Genomic DNA, 24,085 nt, shown 5'->3' on the forward strand with positions numbered 1-24,085 from the left:
CGCTCAGTCTACGTCGCACCTGTGGGCGTTCCGCTCGTGTCACAGGTCGCCGCTAGACTTCAGCACATGGAAAACACCCCGAAACTGCCTGAGTGGGCACACGACCTCTTTGTCTTCGACACCGAGACGACAGGGGTGAACACCGACACCGCGCGCATCGTGAGCGCCTATATCGGCAGGCTCGACGCATCTGGAGCCGTCACCGCAGAACGCTCATGGCTGATTGATCCAGGAGTGGAGATCCCCTGGCAGGCGCAGAAGGTGCACGGCATCAGCACCGAACAGGCTCGGGCCGAGGGCCAGCAGGCTCCCGAAGCCGTGGCCGAGATCGTGGCCGCTCTCCGTACGGCACTCGAGCGAGGGGTGCCTGTGGTGGCGTACAACGCCCCGTACGACTTCTCGATCGTGCAGAGCGAGGCGCTGCGCTATGGCGTCGCCCCGCTCGTCAATCCGAGCCCCATCATCGATCCGCTGGTCATCGACAAAGCCGTCGACACGTATCGCCGTGGCAAGCGCACACTCACCGTCACGACCGAGCACTACGGAGTGCGGCTCGATGATGCGCATCATGCCTCCGCCGATGCGCTCGCCGCCGGCCGTCTTGCGCAGGCCATCGCCCAGGCATACCCGCAGCGGCTCGATGTGAGCGCCCAGCAGCTGCACACCGACCAGATCGGCTGGGCTCAAGAGCAGGCCGACAGCTTCATCGACTACATGCGCAACACACGCGGAATGACCGACTTCTGGACGAGTGGCAGCTGGCCCGTCCGCTGACGGAGGCTGATGCCTGTGGGCACACCGGGCGGGCAGGTGTGGGAACACACCCCACAGCCCAGAAGACACAGAAAGAGGGACGCCATCTCTGGCGTCCCTCTTTCTGCTATCGCGTGCGAGTGGCTCAGGAAAGCTTGCCGAAGCCCTTGTACCGCGAGTTGAACTTCTCGACGCGACCGGCCGAGTCCATGATGCGCTGCTTGCCCGTGTAGAACGGGTGCGACACCGACGAGATCTCGACGTCATAGACCGGGTAGGTCTTGCCGTCGGTCCACTCGATGGTCTTGTCCGACTTCACCGTCGAGCGGGTGAGGAAGGTGTCGCCGCTCGCCAGGTCGCGGAACACGACCGGAGCGTAGTCGGGGTGAATGCCTTTTTTCATTGAGTGATCCTTTTGTTCGTACTCAGACGATTCTGCACGCGATGCGCATAAGCCAAGCTGACACTATACCAGATTCGCGCGCGCTGCGTAGCGTCCCTCGTTCTCGGTCACAGTCAGCGGCAGCCCGTACAGCTCGCTGAGCCTCTCGCTGATGACGACCTGGTTGATGGGCCCCTGCCGCATGACCTTGCCGTCTTTCAGCAGCAGAGCGTGCGTGAAGTTGCGCGGAATCTCCTCCACGTGATGTGTCACCGACACCAGGGCGGGTGCGCCGGGGGCAACGGCGTACTCCCCGAGCAGCTGCAGCAGCTCTTCGCGTGCGCCGAGATCGAGATTGGCCGTGGGCTCGTCGAGCAGCAGCACCTCAGGGTCGCTCATCACCGCTCGAGCGATCTGCACACGCTTGCGCTCGCCGTCGCTCAGCGAGCCGAAGCGACGGTGGCTGAGCGGCTCGAGCTGCCAGTCGCGCAGCATTGAATGCGCACGGTCGAGATCGAGTTCGTCGTACTTCTCGTTCCAGCGCCCGGTCACGCCATAGACGGCCGTGAGCACGGCGTCGAGCACCGATTCATTCGCCGGAATGCGCGCTCCAGTCGTCGACGATGCGACGCCGATGCGGGGTCTGAGGTCGAAGACGTCGACACGCCCGAGCTGCTCGCCCAGCACGCGCACCTCCCCCTTGCTGGGGTGCAGCTGAGCGCTCGCCACGTTCAGCAGCGTGGTCTTGCCTGCGCCGTTCGGGCCGAGCACCACCCAGCGCTCGTCGCCTTCGACGCGCCACGAGACGTCGTCGAGCAGGGCACGGCCAGAGCGCCGCACGCTGACATGCTGAAGATCGAGCACTGTAGTCATGGGCTCCAGCCTAGAACATGCCTTCGACTTCTTGGAACGCCGCACCGTGTGTTGACGTCACCCGACGAGCCTGGGGTGACGTCCTGCCGGTAGACTGGGCCGGTGACCGTCTCAATGCTCGTCGTGACCGATGTCGACTCCACGCTCATCCAGGACGAGGTGATCGAGCTGCTCGCCGATGCCGCCGGCGTCCGTGCCGACGTCGCGGCCGTGACCGAACGGGCCATGCGCGGTGAGATCGACTTTCGTGAGAGCCTGACCGAGCGTGTCGCCACTCTGGGCGGTCTGCCCGAGTCTGTGGTCATGGATGTGGTCGGCCGTGTGCGGGTCAGCCCCGGCGCCGAGCAGCTCATTTCGGCTGTGCATGCGCACGACGGCCGCATCGGGGCGGTCTCCGGAGGCTTCAGCCAGATTCTCGAGCCGCTGGCCGACCGTCTCGGCCTCGACCTCTGGGCGGCCAATGTGCTCGAGATCGTCGACGGGCGACTGACAGGGCGGGTCAGCGGTGAGATCGTCGACGGTCAGCGCAAGGCCGATCTGCTGACACAGTGGGCCGCGGAGCTCCAGGTTCCGCTGGCACGTACTGTGGCGATCGGCGACGGCGCCAACGATCTGGTCATGATGCGCACGGCCGGCACCTCGATCGGCTATCGCCCGAAGCCGGTGGTGGCGGCGCAGGCCGACCATGTCATCCTGCCGCCCGCCGGGCTGGACTCAGCCGTGCCGTACCTGCCGATCGGCGACTGACCCCGCCGCTGCCGCAGAAGGCCGGAGCCTCGGGGCGTCAGTGCCCCATCCCGAGGCCGCCGTCGACCGGGATGACCGCCCCGCTGATGTAGCCGGCGTCGTCTGAGGCCAGCCAGGCAATCGTGCGCGCCACGTCGTCGACCGAACCGAAACGCCCCGCAGGAATCGCTTTCAGGTACTCGGCCCGCTGCTTCTCATTGAGCTCTGCCGTCATGTCGGTCTCGATGAAGCCCGGGGCGACCACGTTCGCCGTGATGCCGCGTGCCCCCAGCTCGCGCGTCACCGAGCGTGCGATGCCGATGAGGCCGCTCTTGGCCGCGGCGTAGTTCACCTGGCCGGCTGAGCCGTAGAGGCCGACGACGCTCGACAGCAGGATGATGCGCCCCCAGCGCGCCTTGATCTGCCCCTTGACCACGCTCTTGATCGAGCGGAACACCCCGGTGAGGTTGGTGTCGATCACCGATGAGAAGTCGTCCTCGCTCATCCGCAGCAGCAGCGTGTCGTGCGTGATGCCCGCGTTGGCGACCAGAATCGCCACCGGACCAAGTTGCTGCTCGACCTCGGACACCGCCGTGTTCAACGACGCCTGATCGGTGACGTCCGCATGCACTGTCAGTGTGCCCTCTGGCCCGGAACCGTGCCGAGCGGTGACGGCGACGGGATACCCGCGGCGCACGAACTCCTCGGCGACCGCTCGGCCGATGCCGCGATTGCCTCCGGTGATCAGAACGACGCGTGCTTCGGCTGCAGACATGAGGGGCTCCTTGTGATGATCGATTCGGCGAGAGGGATGCGACATGGCCGAGACTGATCGGCCCATGCCCGCTGCATCCGTCTTAGACTATAGTCACGGGCGTGTGTACGCTCGCGTCACCGGCTTCTCAGGTCGGTGCAGCGCAACGGGAGCATCTCTGACCCGATGCGTTCGTCAAGCCCGCAGGAGGTGATCGACATGCCGAACCGCCAGGTCGCCGTCGTCACCCACGCCCCGAACTCTCCCAGAGACGACCGCGTGCGACGCATGGTGCACTACTCGATCGCCATGGGCATCCGCATCGTCTGCCTGCTCGCACTCTTCGTCGTACCGGGCTGGTGGAAGCTCATCCCTGCGTTCGGTGCAGCGTTTCTGCCCTACTACGCGGTGGTCATCGCGAATCTGCCCAAGCGCGTCAATGACGACGGCTTTCAGTCGATCGTGCAGCAGGCCATCAGTCAGGATGCGCACGCGCACAGTGCAGCCGCCGATCGCGCCGAGACGATCACCGTCGACGAGCCCACGTTCGCCGGCGGCGACACGGCGTTCGACACCAGCCAGGACGGCTCACGGTCGCACTCCGATTCCGTTCGCTCAGACTCACGGGCACTCCGTTCGGTGCCGTCAGGCGTCATCTCATCAGCGAGTCAGCATGATCAGCTGACCCTGCATCACGCATGAGAGCGGCGAAGACGCGGCCACCTCTGCTGGCGGCGCTGGGCAAGCTGCGCCCGTGGGAATGGATCGGCTATCTCGCCGGCGTCATCGTCTTCGCCGTCATCTGCGTGATGCTGTCCCGCTGGCAGTTCGATCGCCGAGATCAGGCTGTTGCCGAGATCGCCAAAGTCACCAACAACTGGTCGGCGCCGGCTGCAGAGCTGCCCGATCTGGTTCCCGGTCTCGACGGCTTCGACGATGCCGACGAATACCGAAAGGTGCTGCTGCACGGCACGTATCTGACCGACGAGCAGCTGCTGGTGCGCAATCGGCCCCTGAACGGGCAGCCCGGGTTCGAGGTGCTTGTTCCGTTGCGACTCGACGATGACCCGGCGTCTGCTGACTCGACGACGACCACAGCCGGCCGCGTCTTCTTTGTGAATCGAGGATGGCTCCCCACGGGGTCTGACGGTGACGCCCCCGCCGACGTGCCCGCGCCGCCGTCGGGTGAGGTCGAGGTGGTCGCCCGGCTGCGTCCGGCACAGCCTGAGGTCGACCGCTCGGCTCCCGACGGGCAGATCGCCAGCTTCGCGCTTCAGCAGGTCGTCGACCGATTCGACCTCTCCCCCGCCTACACGGCGGCCTACGGACAGATGGAGTCTGAGTCGCCTGCCACGGCCGATCGACCGCAGATCATTCCGCAGCCCAGTCTCAGCGAGGGCAGCCACCTCTCGTATGCCCTGCAGTGGATCGCCTTCGCCGTACTCGCCTTCGTCGGATTCGGCTACTCGATCAGGCAGACGCTGCGCCGAATCGAAGAGACCGGCAACGACGAGGTCGTCGCGCAGCAGCGCCGCCGTCAGGGCAGCCGTCGACACGACGACGACACCGACTACGAAGACGCGCTGATCGATGCCGCAGCACGACACAGGGGCACTCCGGGCGAGTGATCCCTGTCGCTGTCGGGGCGCCCAACGCGACAGCAGGGACCGGATGCCGCCGCGAACCGCGGTTTCAGGCCAGCGAGATCAGATCGGCGTACTCGGCGGTCCAGATGTCTTCAGTCGCCTCAGGCATGATGACCACGCGCTCTGGGTCGAGCGCGAGCACCGCGCCTTCGTCGTGGCTGACCATGATGACGGCGCCCTCGTAGTGCGAGAGCGCATCGAGGATCTGCTCTCGACTGGCCGGATCGAGGTTGTTGGTCGGCTCGTCGAGCAGCAGCACGTTGGCGCTCGAGACCACCAGTCGGGCCAGTGCGAGTCGCGTCTTCTCGCCGCCGGAGAGCACACCGGCAGGTTTCAGCACGTCGTCACCGGTGAATAGGAACGAGCCGAGCACGCTGCGCGCCTCGCGTTCACTGAGATCGGCGCCGTCGAGCATGTTCTGCAGCAGCGTTCTGTCGCCGTTCAGCGTCTCATGCTCCTGCGCATAGTAGCCGAGCTTGGCTCCGTGGCCGAGCTCGACCACACCGGAGTCCGGCTTGTCGACCCCGGCGAGGATGCGCAGCAGCGTCGTCTTGCCCGCACCGTTGAAGCCCAGAATGACCACGCGCGATCCTCGGTCGATCGCAAGGTCGACCGAGGTGAAGATCTCAAGCGACCCGTAGCTCTTCGAGATGCCCTTGGCCATGAGCGGAGTCTTGCCGCAGGCGGCGGGCTTCGGAAAGCGGATGTTCGCCACCCGATCGGCCTGGCGCGGGCCTTCGAGCCCTTCGACCAGTTTCTCGGCGCGTCGCTGCATCTGATGCGCCGCCGCTGCTTTGGTGGCCTTCGCCCCGAAGCGTGCCGCCTGCTGCTGCAGCTGGGTGGCCTTCTTCTCGGCATTGGCCCGTTCGCGCTTGCGTCGCTCTTCGTCGGCGATGCGCTGCCTCTGGTAGAGCTTCCAACCCATGTTGTAGATGTCGATCGTCAGGCGGATCGCATCGAGATAGAAGACACGGTTGACCGTCTCTTCGATCAGTCGCACATCGTGACTGATCACGACGAGCGCCCCCTGATACTTCTGCAGAAACCCGCGCAGCCACATCACCGAGTCGTGGTCGAGATGGTTGGTCGGTTCGTCGAGCACCATGGTGTCGGCGTTGGCGAAGAGAATGCGTGCGAGATCGACGCGGCGTCGCTGGCCGCCCGAGAGCGTGCCCAGAGGCTGGGCGAGCAGACGATCATCGAGACCCAAATTGTTCGCGATCACCGAGGCGTCGGCCTCAGCCGAGTAGCCGTCGAGCGCCTCGAAGCGGTCGGTCAGTCGGCCGAATCGGGCCATCGCCTTCTCGGCGACTTCCGGGTCGGGCGACCCCATGTCATCCTGCGCCTGTTTGAGCTGGGCAGATAGATGCCCGAGCTCACGGGCGTCGAGAATGTGATCGAGCGCCTTCTGATCGGGGTGCCCGGCTTTGGGATCCTGCGCCAAGTAGCCGAAGACACCTCTGCGCTCGACTTCGCCGTGAGCCGGCAGCAGCTCCCCGGCCAGCACTTTGGTGAGCGTGGTCTTGCCAGCGCCGTTGCGCCCGACCAGCCCTACTTTGTCGCCCTTGTCGACGCGGAAGTTCACTCCGCTCATCAGGGTGCGGGCACCCACTCTGATCTCGAGATCTTTAACGGCGAGCACTCGCGGTCCTTCTTCTGCTGTGATTCTGCGCGGCGTCTGATGCGCAGTGATTCGTTCGCGGTTCTGTGCGGCGGCCGGCAGGTGACGTCTGCACGGCTTGGGCGCACGGCGTGTCTGCGCCGACCCGATCAACCAGTATACGGTACCTGCCTGGCTCCGCGTCAGAAGCGCATGAGGGGCTGTCTGTCTCAGCTGTGCCGCAGAGCGGGTGTGGGCGCTCTGCGGCACCAAGAGATGCGAAGAGCGCGGCCGACGTGAAATGCTCCACGCCGGTCGCGCTCGTTCGAGGGGATGCTGCGGTCGTCAGATCGTGAAACCGAGCGCCCGCATCATGTCGCGTCCCTCTGGTGTGATGCGTTCTGGGCCCCACGGCGGCATCCACACCCAGTTGATGCGGAAGGACGGCACGACGTCTTTCAGCGAGGCGGTGATCTGCTCCTCGAGCACGTCGGTCAGCGGGCAGCCGGCCGAGGTGAGCGTCATGCTGATCACCAGTTCGCCGTCCTCGTCGAACGAGAGGTCGTAGACGAGACCGAGGTCGACGATGTTGACGTCGAGTTCGGGGTCGACGACTTCGCGCAGCGCGTCTTCTATCTCGTCGTACTTCTCTGGCGAGGGCTCAGCCATCAGACCAGGGCCTCGTTGGGATCGAGGAAGCGATCGTAGCCTTCGTCCTCGAGACGGGTGGCGAGCTCGGGGCCGCCTTCTTCGGCCACCCTGCCCTTGACGATCACGTGCACGAACTGCGGCTTGATGTAGCGCAGGATGCGGGTGTAGTGCGTGATCAGGATCAGACCGGTGTCGTTGTTCTCGTGCACGCGGTTGACGCCCTCCGAGACGATGCGCAGGGCGTCGACGTCGAGGCCGGAGTCCGTCTCGTCGAGCACGGCGAACTTGGGCTTGAGCAGCTCCATCTGCAGAATCTCATGACGCTTCTTCTCGCCGCCCGAGAAGTTCTCGTTCACGTTGCGCTCGAGGAAGTCGTCGCTCATGCGCAGCTCTTTCATCGAGCCCTTGACCTGCTTGACCCAGTCGCGCAGTTTCGGTGCCTCGCCGTCGATGGCGGTCTTGGCGGTGCGCAGGAAGTTGCTCACCGTGACACCGGGGATCTCGACCGGATACTGCATGGCGAGGAAGAGCCCGGCGCGGGCGCGCTCGTCAGCGCTCTTGTCGAGCATCTCTTCGCCATCGAGCTTCACCGAACCGCTCTTGACGATGTAGCCGGGGTGACCGGCGAGCGAGTAGGCCAGCGTCGACTTACCCGAGCCGTTGGGGCCCATGATGGCGTGCACCTCGCCCGTGTTAATGGTGAGGCTGATGCCGTTGAGAATCGGCTTCTCGCCTTGGTCGGTCTCGACGCTGACGTGGAGATCTCGGATTTCCAGTGATGACATGGTGTTTCTTTCTGTGAGGTTCAGTTGTTCCGAACGCGAGCTCAGCCTTGGGCGAGCGTGCCCTTCGGATCTATGTAGATGTCGCCGTCTCTGATTTCGACCGCGTAGACGGGAACCGGCTCGTAGGCCGGCAGTGTGAGCGGCTTGCCAGTCGTCAGATCGAACTTCGACCCGTGAGCCCAGCATTCCAGTGTGCAGCCTTCGACGAAGCCCTCTGAGAGCGAGATGTCTCCGTGCGAGCAGCGGTCGCCGATCGCATGCACTTCGCCCTCAGCGGTCTTGACCAGAGCGATCGGCTCGTCACCGATGGTGACGCGCAGCGGAGCCTCAGGGTCGAGCTCGTCAAGCGAGCAGACTCTGACGAGATGGTTGGTCTCGGTGTCAGACATGCTCACACCTCCGTATGCAGCAGCTCTGCCTCGACCGCCCGCTCCAGACGTTCCTCCAACGGGGCGTAGCCGATGCGCTGGATGACCTCGATCAGGAACCCGCGCACGACCATCCGCTTCGCCTCGTCCTCGGTGATGCCGCGCGACTCGAAGTAGAACAGCTGCTCTTCGTCGAATCGGCCAGTGGCCGAGGCGTGACCGGCGCCGATGATCTCACCGGTCTCGATCTCGAGGTTCGGCACCGAATCGGCGCGCGCCCCATCGGTCAGCAGCAGGTTGCGGTTGAGCTCATAGGTGTCGGTGTCTTCGGCGTCAGCCCGGATCAGCACGTCGCCGATCCAGACGGTGCGTGCCCCGTCGCCCTGCAGAGCACCCTTGTACGTCACCCGTGACACGCAGTTCGACTCATTGTGGTCGACGTAGACCTGCTGCTCCAAGTGCTGATGCGCGTCGGCGAAGTAGATGCCGTCGAGCTCGACGTTGGCGCCCGGCCCGTCGAAGCGAGCCGACGGGTTCACCCGCACGACGCCTCCGCCGAGGTTGACCACGACGTGTCGCAGATGAGCCGAGCGGCCGATCGTGATGAAGTGCTCGGCATCGTGCACTGCCGTGTCGTTCCACTCCTGCAGCGTGATGACCGTGAGATCGGCCTCAGCCTCGACCACGATTTCGACGTTCTCGGCCAGGTTCGCATCGCCCTGGTTCTCAAGCACGACGATCGCCTTGCTGTGCGGCTTGGCGGTGATCACCGTGTGAGCCGCGCGAGGAACGTCGCCCAGCTGACCTCGCGTGACGGACACCGGGTCGGCGAGCTCTGCGTCGGCCGGAATCGTGATGCTCAGCGCCTGGGCGAAGCCGCTCCAGGCCGCTGCCGAGACGTAGTCTTCGGGCAGCGTCTGCGACGATCCGACGACTTTGTCTGTGCGAGCCACCCACGCAGCGGTGACGCCCTCAGGCGCCGTGAACGTGTAATCGTACGTGCTGCCGTCGAGTTCGCCGAACAGCGCGGCAATGCGATCGAGCGGCGTGTTCTTCCACACCAGCTCGCGATTGCTCGGCTTGCTGAACTTCGAGACATCGGTCGAGGCGAAGCGCTGGGAGCGAGTCTGCACCGGCACGTCGTACCCGTGGCTGTGCTCTTTCAGTCCTTGCTGTGTCACTGTGTCAGTCACTTCCTAGCCCACTGATCCTTCCATTTGCACTTCGATGAGCTTGTTGAGCTCGAGGGCGTACTCCATCGGCAGCTCGCGCGCGATCGGTTCGATGAATCCGCGGATGATCATGGCCATCGCTTCGTCTTCTGGCATGCCTCGACTCATCAGGTAGAAGAGCTGCTCTTCGCTCACTTTGGAGACCGTCGCCTCGTGCCCCATGGTGACGTCGTCCACGCGGATGTCGACAGCCGGGTAGGTGTCGGACCGAGAGATGTTGTCGACCAGCAGCGCGTCGCAGCGCACCGTGTTCGCCGAGTGGTGAGCGTTCTCACCGAAGCGCACCTCGCCACGGTAGCCCGCACGACCGCCGCCACGGGCGATCGACTTCGAGACGATCGACGACTGAGTGTACGGCGCGAGATGAATCATCTTGGCGCCCGGGTCCTGGTGCTGTCCCTCGCCGGCGAAGGCGACGGAGAGCGTCTCACCGCGAGCGTGCTCGCCGACCAGATAGATGCTGGGGTACTTCATCGTGACCTTCGAGCCGATGTTGCCGTCGATCCACTCCATCGTCGCCCCCTCTTCGGCGATGGCACGCTTGGTGACGAGGTTGTACACGTTGTTCGACCAGTTCTGAATCGTCGTGTAGCGCACGCGTGCGTTCTTCTTCACGATGATCTCGACCACTGCGGAGTGCAGCGAGTCGGTCTTGTAGATCGGCGCGGTGCAGCCTTCGATGTAGTGGACGTAGCTGCCTTCGTCGGCAATGATCAGGGTGCGTTCGAACTGCCCCATGTTCTCGGTGTTGATGCGGAAGTATGCCTGCAGCGGAATCTCCACATGCACACCCTTCGGCACGTACACGAACGAGCCACCTGACCAGACGGCGGTGTTGAGCGCAGCGAACTTGTTGTCGCCAGCCGGGATGACCGTGCCGAAGTACTCTTCGAACAGGTCGGGGTGCTCACGCAGCGCAGTGTCGGTGTCCAAGAAGATCACGCCCTGCTCTTCGAGATCCTGGCGAATCTGGTGATACACGACCTCGGACTCGTACTGTGCAGCCACACCGGCGACCAGTCGCTGTCGCTCGGCCTCGGGGATGCCGAGCTTCTCGTACGTCTTGCGGATGTCTTCTGGCAGCTCTTCCCATGACTCGGCCTGCTTCTCGGTCGAGCGCACGAAGTACTTGATGTTGTCGAAGTCGACGCCGCTCAGATCTGCACCCCACATCGGCATGGGTTTGCGATCGAACATCTGCAGACCCTTGAGCCTGCGCTTCAGCATCCACTCAGGCTCGTTCTTGAGCTTGGAGATGTGGCGAACGACTTTCTCGCTCAGGCCGCGCTGGGCATGTTCGCCGGCGGCATCGGGGTCGGCCCAGCCGAATTCGTACTGACCCAGGCCTTCGAGCTCGGGGTTCTTCTCGAGAATCTCGCTCACGGTAGTGTTTCCTCTCTCGCCCTCGTTCAGCGGTTGTTGCCGCCGGGCACGCTCACTCCTCACAGCGAGCAGTCTCCACTCTAGTCTGTGGTTCTCTTACTGCAACGGATATCTCGGGTGTCGCATTCCTCCGCACCGACGAGGTGCGAGATAATGGAAAACATGCATGCCCACGACCGCACAGACGGAGTCGCAGACGCTGCTCAGACAGCCGATTCCTCCGCTGAGAAGCGCCACTCCCCCGAATCACGCTCTTCCGTCGACCCTCTTCTCCGAGTTCCCGGCGTCGGTGTTCGCGCCGCAGCCATAGCCGCGCTGATCGCGAACGTCGTGATCATCGCGACCGGCGGTCTCGTGCGCCTGACCGGCTCAGGTCTCGGCTGCGACACCTGGCCGAAGTGCACCCCAGACGCGTTCACCACCACACCCGAGCAGGGCATCCACGGCCTCATCGAATTCGGCAACCGCACGCTGTCAGGTGTGATGCTGATCATCGCTCTGTGGGGACTCATCGCGGTCTACCGCGGCGCGAGACGCCGTCGCGATCTGATCACCTTGGCCTGGGTGCAGGCGGCCGGCATCATCGTGCAGGCAGTGGTCGGCGGCATGGTGGTGCTGTTCCATCTCACCTGGAACCTCGTCGGCTTCCACTACCTTCTGTCGATCGTGCTCGTCGCGTTCATGGCGGTCTTCGCTGTTCGCGCGCATGCTCCGGGCGGCCCCCGCACTCGGGCAGTGCGCCTGCCCACCCTGATTCTCACGCACGTCATGACCCTGGTGCTCGCGGTGACGGTGGTCGTCGGCGTCTTCGCCACGGGCTCAGGGCCGCACTCGGGCGATCCGTCTGAGGTCGTGCGCACCGGGTTCGACGCCGAGTTCGTCTACCACGTGCATGCCTGGTCAGGCTACGTGCTCTTTGCCCTGTCGCTCGTGGTCGTCGTGCTCTCGCTGCGCGAGTACGTCGGATTCCGCAAATGGGTGGTCGCTCTGGTCTGCGTGCAGATCGTGCAGATCGTGGTCGGCGTCACGCAGGCCAGACTGCACCTGCCGGGCAGTCTGGTTCTCGTGCACATGGTGCTGGCCGCCGTGCTCACGGCCGCCGCCGTCGCGACCGTACTGGCGCTGAAACGACCGACCTCCGAGGTCGACGGGGATGCCGCAGGCAGGCCCGCGGGAGCCATCGCCTAGCGAATCCTCGAGCCGACGTCCCGCCAGACCCATGTCAGATCGAGGCTGGGGTCGGTGCTGCTCAGTCTCACCCTTCTGCCACTGGAGCCGCCACGGCTGCCGTCTCAGGGCGCCACCGGGCTGCGACAAGGTCGACCGTGCCGTTCGCACGCATCGGCGTCTGCTCCCGCTTGTAGTGCAGCCGAGCCCGTTCTTCGAGTTCCGCAGGAAGGGAGCCCGTCGACGAGACGACACGCCACCATGGCAGGTCGGCTCCGCTGTCGCGCATGACCCGGCCGACGGCCCGGGAGGCGCGAGATCCGAGCAGCGCAGCGACGTCACCGTATGAGAGGGCCCGACCTGTCGGGATCGTCGACACCAAGGCGACGACCTGTTCAGAGAACGGCAGCGTCTCGGGGGCACGAGTCAGGCCCGACATCGCTGAGCTCGCCCGCCTCAGAGCGGCAGGTACAGCAGCGGATCGACCGCGACGGCGAGAAAGAGCAGACTCAGATAGGCGATCGAACCGTGGAACACGGTCATCGACCGGCTGCCGTCGCCGCGCAGGCTCTCGGAGTACAGCGCGTGCGTCTGCCACATGAACCAGCCGCCGCTCAGCACCGCGGTCACCGTGTAGATCCAGCCCATGCCGCCGATCGGGACGAGCAGCAGCGAACAGGCCACCAGAGCCCACGTGTAGAGGACGATCTGCAGGCCGACGACGCTGCGACCGCGGACGACGGGCAGCATGGGCACGTCTGCGGTCGAATAGTCGTCTCGGTACTTGACCGCCAACGGCCAGTAGTGCGGCGGCGTCCACAGAAAGATCAGCCCGAACAGAATCAGCGATTCCCAGCTGAGCGACTCAGTGACCGCGGCCCAGCCGATGAAGACCGGCATGCAGCCAGCGATCCCGCCCCAGACGATGTTCTGCGAGGTGCGGCGCTTCAGCAGCATCGTATAGACGACCACGTAGAAGAAGATGGCGAAGGCCGACAGAAACGCGGCGAACCAGTTCGTGGTGGCCCAGAGCCAGCCGATCGAGACCAGACCGGCGATCCATGAGAAAGCGAGCGCCTGGCGGTCGGTGAGTTCTCCGGTGACGAGCGGACGATGCTGCGTGCGCTTCATCAGCCGATCGATGTCACGATCGAGGTAGCAGTTGAAGGCGTTCGCACTCGCAGCGCTCAGCGTGCCGCCGATCAGGGTGTTCAGCACAAGCCAGATGTTCGGGATGCCGTGGGCAGCGAGAATCATCGTGGGCACGGTCGTGACCAGCAGCAGCTCGATGATGCGCGGCTTGCTCAGTGCGAGATAGGCACGGAATCGACCTGCGAACCAGTCACGCCGCGTGCCTCCGGCGGCGAGCGCGGCCTTCAGGCTGTGGTCGGCGGCAGGATGCCCTGTCTGGGGCGCGTCAGACGCTCTCGCCACGACGTCTGCACCGGTCTCGTCTTCGACCACGGCTGCGGGCTTGGACTCTACCTCGGACATACACCCTCATTCGGCACTCGTGGGAACGTGCACTCAGGACCCGCTGGGCAGGCGCAGACGCACAGGTTCTCTACAGTCTAAAGCAGGCGCCTGACAAGCGCCATGCTCACTCCGCGCGCGTTGCGGGGCTCGCCGCGCGGGGCGTGCAGGCCTCTCGGCTCGTCGGCGAGGGCTTCTCTATACTTGTTGCTGTCGTGCGTGCACGGCCGGGCCTGTGCCCGCGCCGGTGTCAGCACATCTGTATCCCGAGATACCGAGGAGACCCCGAGTGGCGACTTTGCAGTGGAATGACACGGACCGAAAGGCAGTCGACACCGCGCGCGTGCTCGCCGCCGACGCCGTCGAGAAAATCGGATCAGGGCATCCGGGCACGGCGATGAGCCTCGCCCCGGTCGCCTACCTGCTCTATCAGCAGTTTCTGCGGCACGATCCGTCAGATCCGAACTGGATCGGCCGTGACCGGTTCGTTCTGTCGCCCGGGCACACCTCCCTCACGCTCTACACGCAGCTCTTCTACTCCGGCTACGGCCTCGAGCTGAAAGATCTCGAACAGCTGCGCGCACCGGGGTCGCTGACTCCCGGTCACCCCGAGTACGGTCACACGCCAGGCGTCGAGATCACCACCGGCCCCTTGGGCCAGGGGCTCGCCAGCGCCGTCGGCTTCGCCTGCGCGCAGCGCTACGAACGTACGCTGTTCGACCCTGAGGCTCCGGCTGGTCAGAGTCCCTTCGACCATACGATCTGGGTGATCGCCTCGGACGGCGACCTGCAGGAGGGCGTGACCAGCGAGGCCAGCTCGCTCGCCGGCAGCCAGGAGCTCGGCAACCTCGTGGTCATCTATGACGACAATCACATCTCGATCGAAGACGACACGAACATCGCCTTCAGCGAAGACGTCCTCGCTCGCTACGCCTCGTACGGCTGGCACACCCAGCGTGTGGACTGGACCGCTACGGGCGAGTACCGCGAGGACATGCCTGCGCTCTTCGACGCGCTGACCAGCGCCAGAGCCGAGACGAAGCGTCCGTCGATCATCGCGCTGCGCACCATCATCGGCTGGCCCAGCCCCAACAAGCAGAACACGGGCGGCATCCACGGTTCGAAGCTCGGCACCGACGAACTGCGTGCGCTGAAAGAGCACTTGGGCTTCGATCCCGAGCAGCATTTCGTCGTCGACGACGACGTGCTCGCTCACGTTCGAGAGGTTCGCGAGCGCGGCGCCGAGCTGCATCACCGTTGGAACGCCGACTTCCAGGCCTGGCAGCAGCGCGAGCCCGAACGCGCCGCTCTGCTGCAGCGGCTGCAGCAGGGGCGTCTGCCCAGCGAGCTGCAGCAGGCGCTGCCGGAGTTCGAGGCAGGCACGTCGCTGGCCACCCGCGCCGCCAGCGGCAAGGTCATCAACGCACTGGCTCCCCTGCTCCCCGAGCTGTGGGGCGGTTCGGCCGACCTCGCGGGCTCGAACAACACCACGATCACCGGCGCAGACTCCTTCGGCCCCGTCGACCGAGGCACCGACGCCTGGCACACGTCTCCCGGTGGACGAGTGCTGCACTTCGGCATCCGCGAGCACGCCATGGCCTCCATTCTCAACGGCATCGTGCTGCACGGCCCGACTCGGCCGTTCGGCGGCACCTTCCTCATTTTCAGCGACTATCAGCGCCCCGCACTCCGGCTGGCCGCGCTGATGGGCGTGCCCTCGATCTTCGTCTGGACGCATGACTCCATCGGCCTCGGCGAAGACGGCCCGACCCATCAGCCGGTCGAACAGCTCGCGTCGCTGCGTGCCATCCCGGGGTTCACCGTCGTGCGTCCCGCCGACGCCAACGAGACAGCCTATGCCTGGCTCGGCATGCTCGGCCAGCGCAGCGGCCCGGCAGGCATCGTGCTCACCCGCCAGGGCGTGCCCACGCTCGAACGCGCCGAGAGCCCCGTCGGCGATCGGCTAGCCCCTGCTCGCGGCACGCTGCGCGGCGCCTATGTGCTCGCCGAGGGGCGCAGCGGCAGCCCCGAGGTGATCCTCATCGCCACCGGCAGCGAGGTGCAGCTGGCTCTTGAGGCTCGACTGACGCTCGAAGACGAGGGCATCTCGACGCGAGTGGTGTCGGCCCCCAGCCTCGAATGGTTCGAGAACCAGGACGACGACTACCGCGAGAGCGTGCTGCCCGGCAGCGTGCGTGCACGCGTGTCGGTGGAGGCCGGCACGGCACTCACATGGCGCGGCATCGTCGGTGACTTCGGTCGCAGCGTGAGCCTCGAGCACTACGGCGCCTCGGCCGACGCCAAGACGCTGTTCACACAGTTCGGCATCACTGCCTCGGCGGTCGTCGAGGCCGCCCACAGCTCGCTCAACGCCGCACACGCCGGCCTGCAGATCTCAGGCGCTGCCGGCGACGAGCAGAATCAGGAGAACTGACATGACCGCATCCTCCGACGCATCATCAGCCGACGCACCGCTCTCGGCGCTCGGCGACCTCTCTGCAGCTGGCGTGAGCGTCTGGCTCGACGACCTGAGCCGATCGCGCATCCGCACCGGCGATCTGCAGCGGCTGATCGACACCCGTGACGTCGTCGGCGTCACGACCAACCCCAGCATCTTCGACGCCGCACTGGCCGACGGGGCCGCCTACGCCGATCAGCTCGATCAGCTGGCTGCCGCCGGAGCATCCGCAGCCGAGGCGGTGCGGCAGCTGACCACGGTGGACGTCGCCGAAGCGGCCGAGCTGCTGCGCCCGATCTACGAGCAGTCGAACGGAGTCGACGGCCGGGTCTCGATCGAGGTCGACCCGTTTCTCGCGCACGACACCGAAGCGACGCTGACGCAGGCACGAGACCTCTGGCGGGAGATCGCCCGCCCGAACCTGATGGTCAAGATTCCCGGCACCGAAGAGGGTCTGCCCGCAATCGCCGATGCGACGGCGGCGGGCATCAGCGTCAACGTCACGCTGATCTTCGGGGTCGACCGGTACCGCGAGGTCATCAACGCCTACCTGACCGGTCTGGAGCGCGCTCACGCCGACGGCATCGACATCTCGAGCATCCACTCGGTCGCCTCGTTCTTCGTCTCTCGCGTCGACGTCGAGGTGAACAAGCGCCTCGACGCGTTGGGCGTCAGCCACGACGAAGGCCTGCACAACACCGCCGCTCTCGCCAACGCGCGGGCCGCCTATCAGGCGTTCACCGACTCGCTCGACACCGAACGCTGGCGCACACTCGCTCAGCGCGGCGGCAACCCGCAGCGCCCGCTCTGGGCCTCCACCGGCGTGAAAGACCCCGAGCTGCCAGACACCACGTACGTGACCGGGCTGGTCGCAGAGCACACCGTGAACACGATGCCCGAGAAGACCCTCGAAGCCACCTTCGATCATGGAGTCATCGGCCCCGAGCGCATTCCCGACCAAGTCGAAGCCGCGGTCGAGCAGCTCGATCGCCTCGCCGCCGTCGGCATCGATCTGCACGACGTGACCACGGTGCTCGAAGCCGAAGGGGTCACAAAGTTCACCGATGCCTGGACGCATCTGCTCGAAACCGTCGATACCGCTGTCAAGGAGCGCCGATGACCACCGAACCCAGCACACCAGCTGCAACGCCGACCCAGCATCCGCTGCGCGTCGTCATACCCGAGGCACTCGCCGGCCGGGCGCAGCCCGCCCTGCGACGCCTGATCGACGAGCGCTTCGCCTCTCGTCTCGCCGCAGGCGACGCCACGATCTGGGGTGCCGACGCTCAGCCGGAGGCCGCCAAGCGGCTTGGCTGGGTGCACGCTGACGCCGTCAGCGCGCCCTTGGTCGACGAGATCGTCGCGCTGCGTGACCATCTGCACGCGCAGGGCGTCGACCGAATCGTTCTCGCTGGCATGGGCGGTTCGTCGCTGGCTCCCGAGGTGATCACCATCGCCGCTGACGTCGCCCTGAACATTCTCGACACGACCGATCCACAGCAGCTGCGTCGCGTGCTCGATCACGACATCGAACGCACCGCACTGGTCGTCTCGTCAAAGTCGGGGTCGACGCTCGAGACCGACTCGCAGCGTCGTGCCTTCGCCGCGGCGTTCACAGCTGCCGGCATCGACCCGGCCGAGCGCATCGTCATCGTGACCGACCCCGGTTCGCCCCTCGACGCGCTGGCCCGCGAGGCCGGGCACCACGTCTTCAACGCTGACCCGAACGTCGGCGGTCGATATTCGGCGCTGACCGCGTTCGGCCTCGTGCCGTCGGGCCTCGCCGGAGCCGACATCGCAGGTCTGCTCGCCGACGCGCATGCGGCGCTCCCCGCGCTGCTCGCCGATGCCGAGTCGAATCCGGCTCTGCAGCTCGCGGCCGCTCTCGCCGCCGATCCTCAGCATGTCGACAAGTTCGCGGTGGCCTGCGAGGATGCCGGCCGACTCACCGACCTGCCGGCATGGATCGAGCAGTTGGTCGCCGAGTCGACGGGCAAGCTCGGTCGCGGGGTGCTGCCGATCGCCGTGGATACCGGAGAATTCGAGGTCGCCGCCGATGACCGGCGTGACTCGACGGCCGCTGCGCGACTGGCCGAGCTCACCGGAACCCCCGGGCCGAACCGCCCGGCCGACGTCGTGCCTGTCGCCGTGGTGGACGCCCTGCCGGATGCCCCTGCCGACCATGCAGTCTGGGTGGCCGGCTCGCTGGGCGCACAGTTCATGACCTGGGAGATCGCCACGGCTGCGCTCGGCCTGCTGCTCGGCATCAATCCCTTCGACCAGCCCGACGTCGAGAGTGCGAAGGCCGCAGCTCGCGACCTCCTCGAGCACCCGGTCGAAGGTGGCGCTCCGCTGCTGGTCGACGACACACTCGCCCTCTTCGTTCCGGGCACCGACGAGGCGGCCTCGGCCATCGCATCCGCCAGCACGCTCGAAGGGGCGCTGCGACGACTGCTCGGCCAGGTCGACCCGGCGCTCGGTTACGTGGCCGTGCAGGTCTATGCCGACCGTGAGGGGCTGGACGACCTCGGCGAGCGTCGCGGGCGTCTGGCCTCCGCGCTGCGCCGCCCCGTGACCTTCGGCTGGGGGCCGCGCTTTCTGCACTCGACCGGGCAGTACCACAAGGGCGGCCCCGCTCAGGGCGTCTTCCTGCAGCTCACCCGGGTGAGCGACGATCCGCTCCCCATTCCCGAGCGACCGTTCGGCTTCGCCCAGCTCATCCGGGCACAGGCGACCGGCGACGCCCAGGTGCTCGCAGCACACGGTCTGCCGGTGCTGCGCATCGAGGCGTCCGACGACGCCGGGCTGGCCCGTGCGCTGGACGTCGCAGTGCGGGTCGCATCGCAGGTGACGGACGCCCGTGACTCCTCCGGCGCCGGTCTCTCGGGGCGCGACACGAACTCGCAGTCACGATGACCGCCGGTTCTCGGGGACCGTTCGAGCAGCTGGCGATGCAGCCCGCTGATCTGCAGCTGAACCCGTTGCGCAGCAGCAACGATCGGCGGCTGCTGCGCATCGCGGGGCCGGCTGCACTGGTGATCTTCGGCGTCACCGGCGACCTCGCCCAGCGCAAACTGCTGCCGGCGATCTACGACCTCGCCAACCGCGGCCTGCTCTCGCCGGCGTTCAGTCTGGTCGGCTTCGGGCGTCGCGAGTGGAGCGATCAGCAGTTCGCCGAATTCGTGCTGACAGCGGTCAGGAACGGTGCTCGCACGCCGTTTCGTCAGAAGGTGTGGGATCAGCTGGCTGCCGGCCTGCGGTTCGTGACCGGTGCCTTCGACGACCCGGACGCCTACATCGCCCTCGACGACACGCTCTCGGAGCTGGCGCGCACGCGCGGCACTCGGGGCAACGCGGCGTTCTATCTGTCGATCCCGCCGCGCCACTTCTCGGCCGTCTGCGACCACCTGGCTGGTCAGGGGCTGGCCAACCACGACGACCAGACCTGGCGTCGTGTCGTCATCGAGAAGCCCTTCGGGCACGACCTGCGCAGTGCTCAGGCGCTGAACGCAGTCGTCGAGCGGGTGTTCGCACCAGACGACATCTTTCGCATCGACCATTACCTCGGCAAAGAGACCGTGCAGAACATTCTGGCGTTCCGATTCGCCAACTCGATCTTCGAGCCGCTCTGGAACGCCAACTACGTCGATCACGTGCAGATCACCATGGCCGAGGACATCGGCATCGGCGGCCGTGCGGGCTATTACGACGGCATCGGCGCAGCGCGCGACGTCATCCAGAACCACCTGCTGCAGCTGCTGGCTCTGACGGCGATGGAAGAGCCCACGTCGCTCACCCCGTCTGCCCTGAGAAGAGAGAAGATCAAGGTGCTGGGCGCGCTCGGTCTGCCCGACGATCTTGCGGTGCACACCGCACGCGGGCAGTACTTGGGCGGGTGGCAGGGCGGCCGACAGGTGCGCGGGTATCTGGATGAGGAGGGCATCGCGCCCGACTCCGTCACCGAGACCTACGCCGCCTTCCGCGTCGACGTGCACACACGCCGCTGGGCCGGTGTGCCCTTCTACCTGCGAGCAGGCAAACGACTCGGCCGCCGTGTGACCGAGATCGCCCTCGTCTTCAAGCAGATTCCGCAGCAGCTCTTCGGCACGCATCAGACCGCCGCGCTCGGCCCGAACGCCCTGGTCATCCGCGTGCAGCCCGATGAGGGCATCACCCTGCGCTTCGGCTCGAAGGTGCCCGACACCAATATGACGGTGCGCGACGTGAGCATGGACTTCACCTACGGCCACTCGTTCGCCGAGGCCAGCCCCGAAGCCTACGAACGGCTGATCCTCGACGTGCTGCTCGGCGACCCGCCCCTGTTTCCGCGACACCGCGAGGTCGAACTCGGCTGGCAGGTGCTCGACCCGATCGAGCAGTTCTGGGCCGCAAACGGCCGCCCAGAGGGCTACCGAGCCGGCACATGGGGGCCCTCCAGTGCCGATCGCATGCTGGCCCTCGACAACAGAGAGTGGCGTCGCCCATGATCATCGATCTCACTGACACAGACACGCCGTCGATCTCGAAGCGGCTGAGTCGAGAGCGCGAGGCCACCGGCTTCAGCGCCCTGGGCCGCGTGCTCACACTGGTCGTGATCGCACGAGCCGACGACGAGGCACGCGCGATCGCCACTGCGGTCGCGGCGTCTCAGGAGCATCCGATGCGGGTGCTCGTGCTGATCCCGCAGCCCGAGGCCGACGCCGACCGGCTCGACGCACAGCTGCGCCTCGGCAACGACACTGGCGCCAGCGAGGTGATCGTGATGCGCGCCCTCGGTGCGGTCGCCTCGGCCCTTGACACGATCGTGATCGGTCTGCTGCTGCCCGACGCCCCGGTCGTGCTCTGGCTGGCCAACGGCGATGTGGATGCCCCGCTCGGGTCGCTCGCAGAACTCGCGGCTCGGCGAGTCTCAGACGTCGGCCGCTGCGGAGATCCGGTCGGTTCACTGCTCGACGCCGCCCGCGCCTATCGACCGGGCGACACCGACTTGGCCTGGTCGCAGATCAGCGTGCTGCGCGCCCAGCTCGCGGCGACCCTCGACCAGCCGCCGCATCTGACCGTGACAGCCGCTGCGCTCACCGGCAGCCCGAACTCGCCTGAGTTCCTGCTGCTCTCCGCCTGGCTGGCGCTGCGTCTCGGCGTTCCCGTCGCCATGCACGACTCGACGTCGTCACTGCCGGTGTCCGAGGTGCGACTCACCCGCCCCGACGGAGACATCGTTCTCTGCGGCGATCCGGCCGCAGGCATGAGCCGGCTCACGCTCCCGGGGCTCCCCGAGCAGCAGCTGCCCCTCACCCAGCGCACCGAAGCGGAGTGTCTCTCTGAGGAGCTGCGCCGACTCGACCAGGACCGCGTCTTCGGCGAAGTGCTGCGCTCAGGACTGCCGCTGATTCTCGAGGCACAGGGCGACGATGATGATGCCTGAGCCCGAGTCAGCAGCCGGCGTCACGCGACCGCCGCTCACCCACCTGCAGGTGCCGAACGTCCAGGCGGGCGTTTCCGCGGCCGTCGAAACGGTGCTGCAGCGTCTGAGCGCGTTCGCCGCGAGCCGCCGCACCGAGAACCCCTTCGCCGACTCACCGAGGCTGTCCGGTGAACAGGCGGTGTCGGCTCGTGCGTTCAACCTGGCGCTGACCGGCGGCGGATCGGGCTCGGCGGTGACTCAGGCACTCGCCGAGCACGCCGAGATCGACTGGTCGATGGTGCACCTCTGGTACGGAGACGAACGGTGGGTCGACCGGGGCTCGGCCGATCGCAACGACGTGGTGGCGCTCGACGCGCAGCACCGCCGAGCAGCCTTCGCCGAAGCCGAGCTGCACCGCATCGCCGCTGCAGACGATGGGATCTCCGTCGAGGCCGCCGCCTCGGCCTATGCCGTCGATCTCGCCACCAATGTGTCGCAGCGCGATCCGGAGTCAGCACTGCCGGCGCTCGACCTCGTGCTGCTGGGCGTCGGCCCCGACGGGCACGTTGCCTCGATCTTTCCCCACCATCAGAGCGCTGTCGCGGGTTCGAGCGACAGCCCCGCCAGCACCATCGCCGTGCGCAGCAGTCCGAAGCCTCCCCCGACTCGGGTGTCGCTGACGCTCAGCACGATCCGCGCTGCCAGCCATGTCGTGCTCATCGCCTGCGGCGACGAGAAGCGTGCGGCCGTTCGAGAGATCCTCGCAGGCGAGCCTCTGCCTGCAGAATTGGCCCGGGGGCGTCGTTCGACTCTGCTCATCAGCACTCCGCAGAGCTGATGCGGCCGCACTCCGGCTGACGCGACGTGGCTCGGTCAGCCGAAGTGCAGGGTGCGGGACTCCTTCGTGCAGAGCAACGCTGCGAAGGCAGCCACCAGCGCGCAGGCGAGCATGACCGCCACGACAGTGTGAAGCGAAATGCTCCCAGTGATCGTGACCATCGGGGTGACCGCAGCTGCCAGTGCATACTGCGATGCACCCATGAGCGCGGATGCGATGCCTGCGCCACGCCGCTGGCGGCCCAGTCCCAGCGCCGTGCTGTTGGCGATGATGACGGGGAACGGCGCCCCTGCGAGGCTGACCAGCACGAGCAGCGCCCAGAGAGCCGGTGCGCTCGATCCTGTGCCGGCATCCGTCGCCGACACGACGACGAACAGGACCACGGCGCAGCACGCCTGGAAGACGACGGCGGTCACCAGCAGACGCCACATACCCAGACGGCGCACGAGACGCGTATTGAGCACGCCGGCGGCCAACGTGCCGACCGCGAAGATCGCCATGCAGAGAGAGAACTGGCGTTCGTCGAGGCCGTAGACGAGCTGAAGCACGACGGACGAGCTCGAGATCCAGGTGAAGAGCACGCCGAAGCCGAAGACCTGCATGAGGGTGAACCCGATGAACGACCGGTCGCGCATGACAGAGCCGAGCATGCTGCCGACCTCTCGCAGCCCTCCACGCACCCGTCCGGTGGGCGGCAGAGACTCCCCCAGCACGAAGACACTCGCGAGCAGCATCAGCACGGCCACGCAGGTGAGCACCCAGAGCACGCCTCGCCAGCCGATGTGAGGAATGAGCAGGCCACCGGCGACCGGGGCGAGCACAGGCGCGAGACCGTTGACGATGCCGATGAAGCCGAAGAGCCTCGCCAGCTGCACGCCGTGACTGACGTCACGAGCGATGGCGCGACCGATGACGACGCCGGCACACCCGCTGAACCCCTGAATGAAGCGCCAGATGCAGAGCCACACGATGCTCGGTGACATCGTGGCGAACAGGCTGGAGACGACGAAGAGCGCTCCGGCCACGAGCAGCGGCCGACGCCGACCGAGCATGTCACTGGCCGGCCCCCAAAACAGCTGCCCGCCGCCCATGCCGAGCATGAAGAGCGAGAGAGTGAGCTGCACAGACGCCTGTGAGGTCTGCAGGTCGCCTGAGACCAGGGGGAACCCCGGCAGGTACATATCGGTCGCCAGAGGTGCGACCATGCTGAGCAGACCGAGGGCGCCGATCAGCGCCGGCCCGTACTTCGGGGCCGTGGTGTGCGTCACTGTTGAGCTGAGTGTGCGGTCAGATCTGGCCGAAACGGATCATCAGGCCGATGCCGACGATCGAGACGAACCAGAGCACTGAGACCACGACGGTGATGCGATTCAGGTTGCGCTGGGCCACGCCCGACGCACTGAGGCTGCTGGTGGTGCCGCCGCCGAACATGTCGCTCAGGCCGCCGCCACGCCCCTTGTGCAGCAGGATGAGCAGTGTCAGCAGGATGCTGGTCACTGTCAGCAGCACATTGAGCACGATGATGAGAGCAGTCACGATGGCCTTTCGTCGTCAGGATGCCGAGCACGGAGCCGGGCAACATCCGCCAGTAT

24 protein-coding genes are annotated in these 24,085 nt (G+C 66.3%); 11 read left to right on the forward strand and 13 right to left on the reverse strand.

All coding sequences use genetic code 11. The annotated features are described in order from the left end of the window. The first annotated feature begins 66 nt into the window (after positions 1-66). Positions 67-774 (forward strand): exonuclease domain-containing protein, encoded by a 708-nt coding sequence (locus F8O06_RS06215; protein WP_158038021.1) that lies wholly within the window; start codon positions 67-69, stop codon positions 772-774. A gap of 124 nt (positions 775-898) precedes the next feature. Here F8O06_RS06215 and F8O06_RS06220 read toward each other — a convergent pair whose 3' ends face one another. Next, the gene (locus F8O06_RS06220) at positions 899-1,156 is read right to left on the reverse strand and encodes a type B 50S ribosomal protein L31 (protein ID WP_158031502.1); all 258 of its coding nucleotides are present in this window, start codon (positions 1,154-1,156) and stop codon (positions 899-901) included. Positions 1,157-1,219: 63 nt separating this feature from the next. Then, the gene (locus F8O06_RS06225) at positions 1,220-2,008 is read right to left on the reverse strand and encodes an ABC transporter ATP-binding protein (protein WP_158031503.1); all 789 of its coding nucleotides are present in this window, start codon (positions 2,006-2,008) and stop codon (positions 1,220-1,222) included. Between the two features lie 102 nt (positions 2,009-2,110). Here F8O06_RS06225 and serB point away from each other — a divergent pair, with 102 nt between their 5' ends. Next, positions 2,111-2,755, forward strand: coding sequence for a phosphoserine phosphatase SerB (serB, locus tag F8O06_RS06230; protein WP_225733422.1), 645 nt, complete (start codon positions 2,111-2,113; stop codon positions 2,753-2,755). A gap of 37 nt (positions 2,756-2,792) precedes the next feature. Here serB and fabG read toward each other — a convergent pair whose 3' ends face one another. Beyond that, entirely contained in the window at positions 2,793-3,509 is a 717-nt protein-coding gene (gene fabG, locus F8O06_RS06235; RefSeq protein ID WP_158031504.1) for a 3-oxoacyl-ACP reductase FabG, read from the reverse strand. A gap of 198 nt (positions 3,510-3,707) precedes the next feature. On the opposite strand from fabG, the gene F8O06_RS06240 reads away from it, so the two are divergent. Together F8O06_RS06240 and F8O06_RS06245 are read left to right on the forward strand one after the other, a co-directional pair. Next, the gene (locus F8O06_RS06240) at positions 3,708-4,190 is read left to right on the forward strand and encodes a DUF3099 domain-containing protein (protein WP_158038022.1); all 483 of its coding nucleotides are present in this window, start codon (positions 3,708-3,710) and stop codon (positions 4,188-4,190) included. After that, positions 4,187-5,116 (forward strand): SURF1 family protein, encoded by a 930-nt coding sequence (locus tag F8O06_RS06245; RefSeq protein WP_158038023.1) that lies wholly within the window; start codon positions 4,187-4,189, stop codon positions 5,114-5,116. The genes F8O06_RS06240 and F8O06_RS06245 overlap by 4 nt, the downstream gene beginning before the upstream one ends. 64 nt (positions 5,117-5,180) lie before the next feature. On the opposite strand, the gene F8O06_RS06250 is transcribed toward F8O06_RS06245, so the two are convergent. The 6 genes from F8O06_RS06250 to sufB all read right to left on the reverse strand — a co-directional run bounded on the left by F8O06_RS06250 (position 5,181) and on the right by sufB (position 11,153). Continuing rightward, a complete protein-coding gene (locus F8O06_RS06250) occupies positions 5,181-6,776 on the reverse strand; it encodes an ABC-F family ATP-binding cassette domain-containing protein (protein ID WP_158038024.1) in 1,596 nt (531 codons plus the stop codon). Between the two features lie 303 nt (positions 6,777-7,079). Then, complete coding sequence (locus F8O06_RS06255) at positions 7,080-7,403, reverse strand: metal-sulfur cluster assembly factor (protein ID WP_158038025.1); 324 nt, start codon at positions 7,401-7,403, stop codon at positions 7,080-7,082. Continuing rightward, entirely contained in the window at positions 7,403-8,170 is a 768-nt protein-coding gene (sufC, locus tag F8O06_RS06260) for a Fe-S cluster assembly ATPase SufC (protein WP_158031509.1), read from the reverse strand. Before sufC ends, F8O06_RS06255 begins: the two co-directional genes overlap by 1 nt. A gap of 41 nt (positions 8,171-8,211) precedes the next feature. Next, positions 8,212-8,559: a non-heme iron oxygenase ferredoxin subunit gene (locus F8O06_RS06265; RefSeq protein WP_158031510.1), complete on the reverse strand. Its 348-nt coding sequence runs from the start codon at positions 8,557-8,559 to the stop codon at positions 8,212-8,214. Between the two features lie 2 nt (positions 8,560-8,561). After that, on the reverse strand, positions 8,562-9,731 hold the full coding sequence (gene sufD / locus F8O06_RS06270) for a Fe-S cluster assembly protein SufD (protein WP_158038026.1): 1,170 nt from the start codon (positions 9,729-9,731) through the stop codon (positions 8,562-8,564). Between the two features lie 3 nt (positions 9,732-9,734). Then, positions 9,735-11,153, reverse strand: coding sequence for a Fe-S cluster assembly protein SufB (sufB, locus tag F8O06_RS06275; RefSeq protein ID WP_158031512.1), 1,419 nt, complete (start codon positions 11,151-11,153; stop codon positions 9,735-9,737). 162 nt (positions 11,154-11,315) lie between these two features. On the opposite strand from sufB, the gene F8O06_RS06280 reads away from it, so the two are divergent. Continuing rightward, complete coding sequence (locus F8O06_RS06280) at positions 11,316-12,341, forward strand: COX15/CtaA family protein (protein WP_192496874.1); 1,026 nt, start codon at positions 11,316-11,318, stop codon at positions 12,339-12,341. Between the two features lie 67 nt (positions 12,342-12,408). Here F8O06_RS06280 and F8O06_RS06285 read toward each other — a convergent pair whose 3' ends face one another. After that, positions 12,409-12,759, reverse strand: coding sequence for an MGMT family protein (locus tag F8O06_RS06285; protein WP_158038028.1), 351 nt, complete (start codon positions 12,757-12,759; stop codon positions 12,409-12,411). A gap of 17 nt (positions 12,760-12,776) precedes the next feature. Continuing rightward, positions 12,777-13,814 carry a heme o synthase gene (locus F8O06_RS06290; protein WP_158038029.1) on the reverse strand — a complete coding sequence of 346 codons (1,038 nt, stop codon included), beginning with the start codon at positions 13,812-13,814 and terminating at the stop codon, positions 12,777-12,779. Positions 13,815-14,082: 268 nt separating this feature from the next. On the opposite strand from F8O06_RS06290, the gene tkt reads away from it, so the two are divergent. The 6 genes from tkt to pgl are packed head-to-tail and all read left to right on the forward strand — an operon-like array spanning position 14,083 to position 22,493. Continuing rightward, positions 14,083-16,227 (forward strand): transketolase, encoded by a 2,145-nt coding sequence (gene tkt / locus F8O06_RS06295; protein ID WP_158038030.1) that lies wholly within the window; start codon positions 14,083-14,085, stop codon positions 16,225-16,227. Between the two features lies 1 nt (position 16,228). Then, positions 16,229-17,371, forward strand: coding sequence for a transaldolase (tal, locus tag F8O06_RS06300; protein WP_158038031.1), 1,143 nt, complete (start codon positions 16,229-16,231; stop codon positions 17,369-17,371). Continuing rightward, a complete protein-coding gene (locus tag F8O06_RS06305; RefSeq protein WP_158038032.1) occupies positions 17,368-19,167 on the forward strand; it encodes a glucose-6-phosphate isomerase in 1,800 nt (599 codons plus the stop codon). Before tal ends, F8O06_RS06305 begins: the two co-directional genes overlap by 4 nt. 35 nt (positions 19,168-19,202) lie before the next feature. Beyond that, positions 19,203-20,738, forward strand: coding sequence for a glucose-6-phosphate dehydrogenase (gene zwf / locus F8O06_RS06310; RefSeq protein WP_158038033.1), 1,536 nt, complete (start codon positions 19,203-19,205; stop codon positions 20,736-20,738). Further along, on the forward strand, positions 20,735-21,676 hold the full coding sequence (locus tag F8O06_RS06315; protein ID WP_192496875.1) for a glucose-6-phosphate dehydrogenase assembly protein OpcA: 942 nt from the start codon (positions 20,735-20,737) through the stop codon (positions 21,674-21,676). The genes zwf and F8O06_RS06315 overlap by 4 nt, the downstream gene beginning before the upstream one ends. After that, positions 21,663-22,493 carry a 6-phosphogluconolactonase gene (gene pgl, locus F8O06_RS06320; RefSeq protein ID WP_158038035.1) on the forward strand — a complete coding sequence of 277 codons (831 nt, stop codon included), beginning with the start codon at positions 21,663-21,665 and terminating at the stop codon, positions 22,491-22,493. Before F8O06_RS06315 ends, pgl begins: the two co-directional genes overlap by 14 nt. Before the next feature lie 35 nt (positions 22,494-22,528). On the opposite strand, the gene F8O06_RS06325 is transcribed toward pgl, so the two are convergent. Then, positions 22,529-23,761 (reverse strand): multidrug effflux MFS transporter, encoded by a 1,233-nt coding sequence (locus F8O06_RS06325; RefSeq protein ID WP_158038036.1) that lies wholly within the window; start codon positions 23,759-23,761, stop codon positions 22,529-22,531. Positions 23,762-23,780: 19 nt separating this feature from the next. Further along, complete coding sequence (secG, locus tag F8O06_RS06330; protein ID WP_158031523.1) at positions 23,781-24,029, reverse strand: preprotein translocase subunit SecG; 249 nt, start codon at positions 24,027-24,029, stop codon at positions 23,781-23,783. Between the last annotated feature and the right edge of the window lie 56 nt (positions 24,030-24,085).

The sequence above is a fragment of the Pseudoclavibacter sp. CFCC 14310 genome (assembly GCF_008831165.1).
Classification (GTDB): Bacteria; Actinomycetota; Actinomycetes; order Actinomycetales; family Microbacteriaceae; genus Pseudoclavibacter_A.

Bases quoted from the DNA above. Each gene is read 5' to 3' on its own strand.
- F8O06_RS06215 (WP_158038021.1), top strand. From the start codon at position 67: ATGGAAAACACCCCGAAACTGCCTGAGTGGGCACACGACCTCTTTGTC.
- F8O06_RS06220 (WP_158031502.1), bottom strand. From the start codon at position 1,156: ATGAAAAAAGGCATTCACCCCGACTACGCTCCGGTCGTGTTCCGCGAC.
- F8O06_RS06225 (WP_158031503.1), bottom strand. From the start codon at position 2,008: ATGACTACAGTGCTCGATCTTCAGCATGTCAGCGTGCGGCGCTCTGGC.
- fabG (WP_158031504.1), bottom strand. From the start codon at position 3,509: ATGTCTGCAGCCGAAGCACGCGTCGTTCTGATCACCGGAGGCAATCGC.
- F8O06_RS06240 (WP_158038022.1), top strand. From the start codon at position 3,708: ATGCCGAACCGCCAGGTCGCCGTCGTCACCCACGCCCCGAACTCTCCC.
- F8O06_RS06245 (WP_158038023.1), top strand. From the start codon at position 4,187: ATGAGAGCGGCGAAGACGCGGCCACCTCTGCTGGCGGCGCTGGGCAAG.
- F8O06_RS06255 (WP_158038025.1), bottom strand. From the start codon at position 7,403: ATGGCTGAGCCCTCGCCAGAGAAGTACGACGAGATAGAAGACGCGCTG.
- sufC (WP_158031509.1), bottom strand. From the start codon at position 8,170: ATGTCATCACTGGAAATCCGAGATCTCCACGTCAGCGTCGAGACCGAC.
- F8O06_RS06265 (WP_158031510.1), bottom strand. From the start codon at position 8,559: ATGTCTGACACCGAGACCAACCATCTCGTCAGAGTCTGCTCGCTTGAC.
- F8O06_RS06280 (WP_192496874.1), top strand. From the start codon at position 11,316: ATGCATGCCCACGACCGCACAGACGGAGTCGCAGACGCTGCTCAGACA.
- F8O06_RS06285 (WP_158038028.1), bottom strand. From the start codon at position 12,759: ATGTCGGGCCTGACTCGTGCCCCCGAGACGCTGCCGTTCTCTGAACAG.
- F8O06_RS06290 (WP_158038029.1), bottom strand. From the start codon at position 13,814: ATGTCCGAGGTAGAGTCCAAGCCCGCAGCCGTGGTCGAAGACGAGACC.
- tal (WP_158038031.1), top strand. From the start codon at position 16,229: ATGACCGCATCCTCCGACGCATCATCAGCCGACGCACCGCTCTCGGCG.
- F8O06_RS06305 (WP_158038032.1), top strand. From the start codon at position 17,368: ATGACCACCGAACCCAGCACACCAGCTGCAACGCCGACCCAGCATCCG.
- zwf (WP_158038033.1), top strand. From the start codon at position 19,203: ATGCAGCCCGCTGATCTGCAGCTGAACCCGTTGCGCAGCAGCAACGAT.
- F8O06_RS06315 (WP_192496875.1), top strand. From the start codon at position 20,735: ATGATCATCGATCTCACTGACACAGACACGCCGTCGATCTCGAAGCGG.
- pgl (WP_158038035.1), top strand. From the start codon at position 21,663: ATGATGATGCCTGAGCCCGAGTCAGCAGCCGGCGTCACGCGACCGCCG.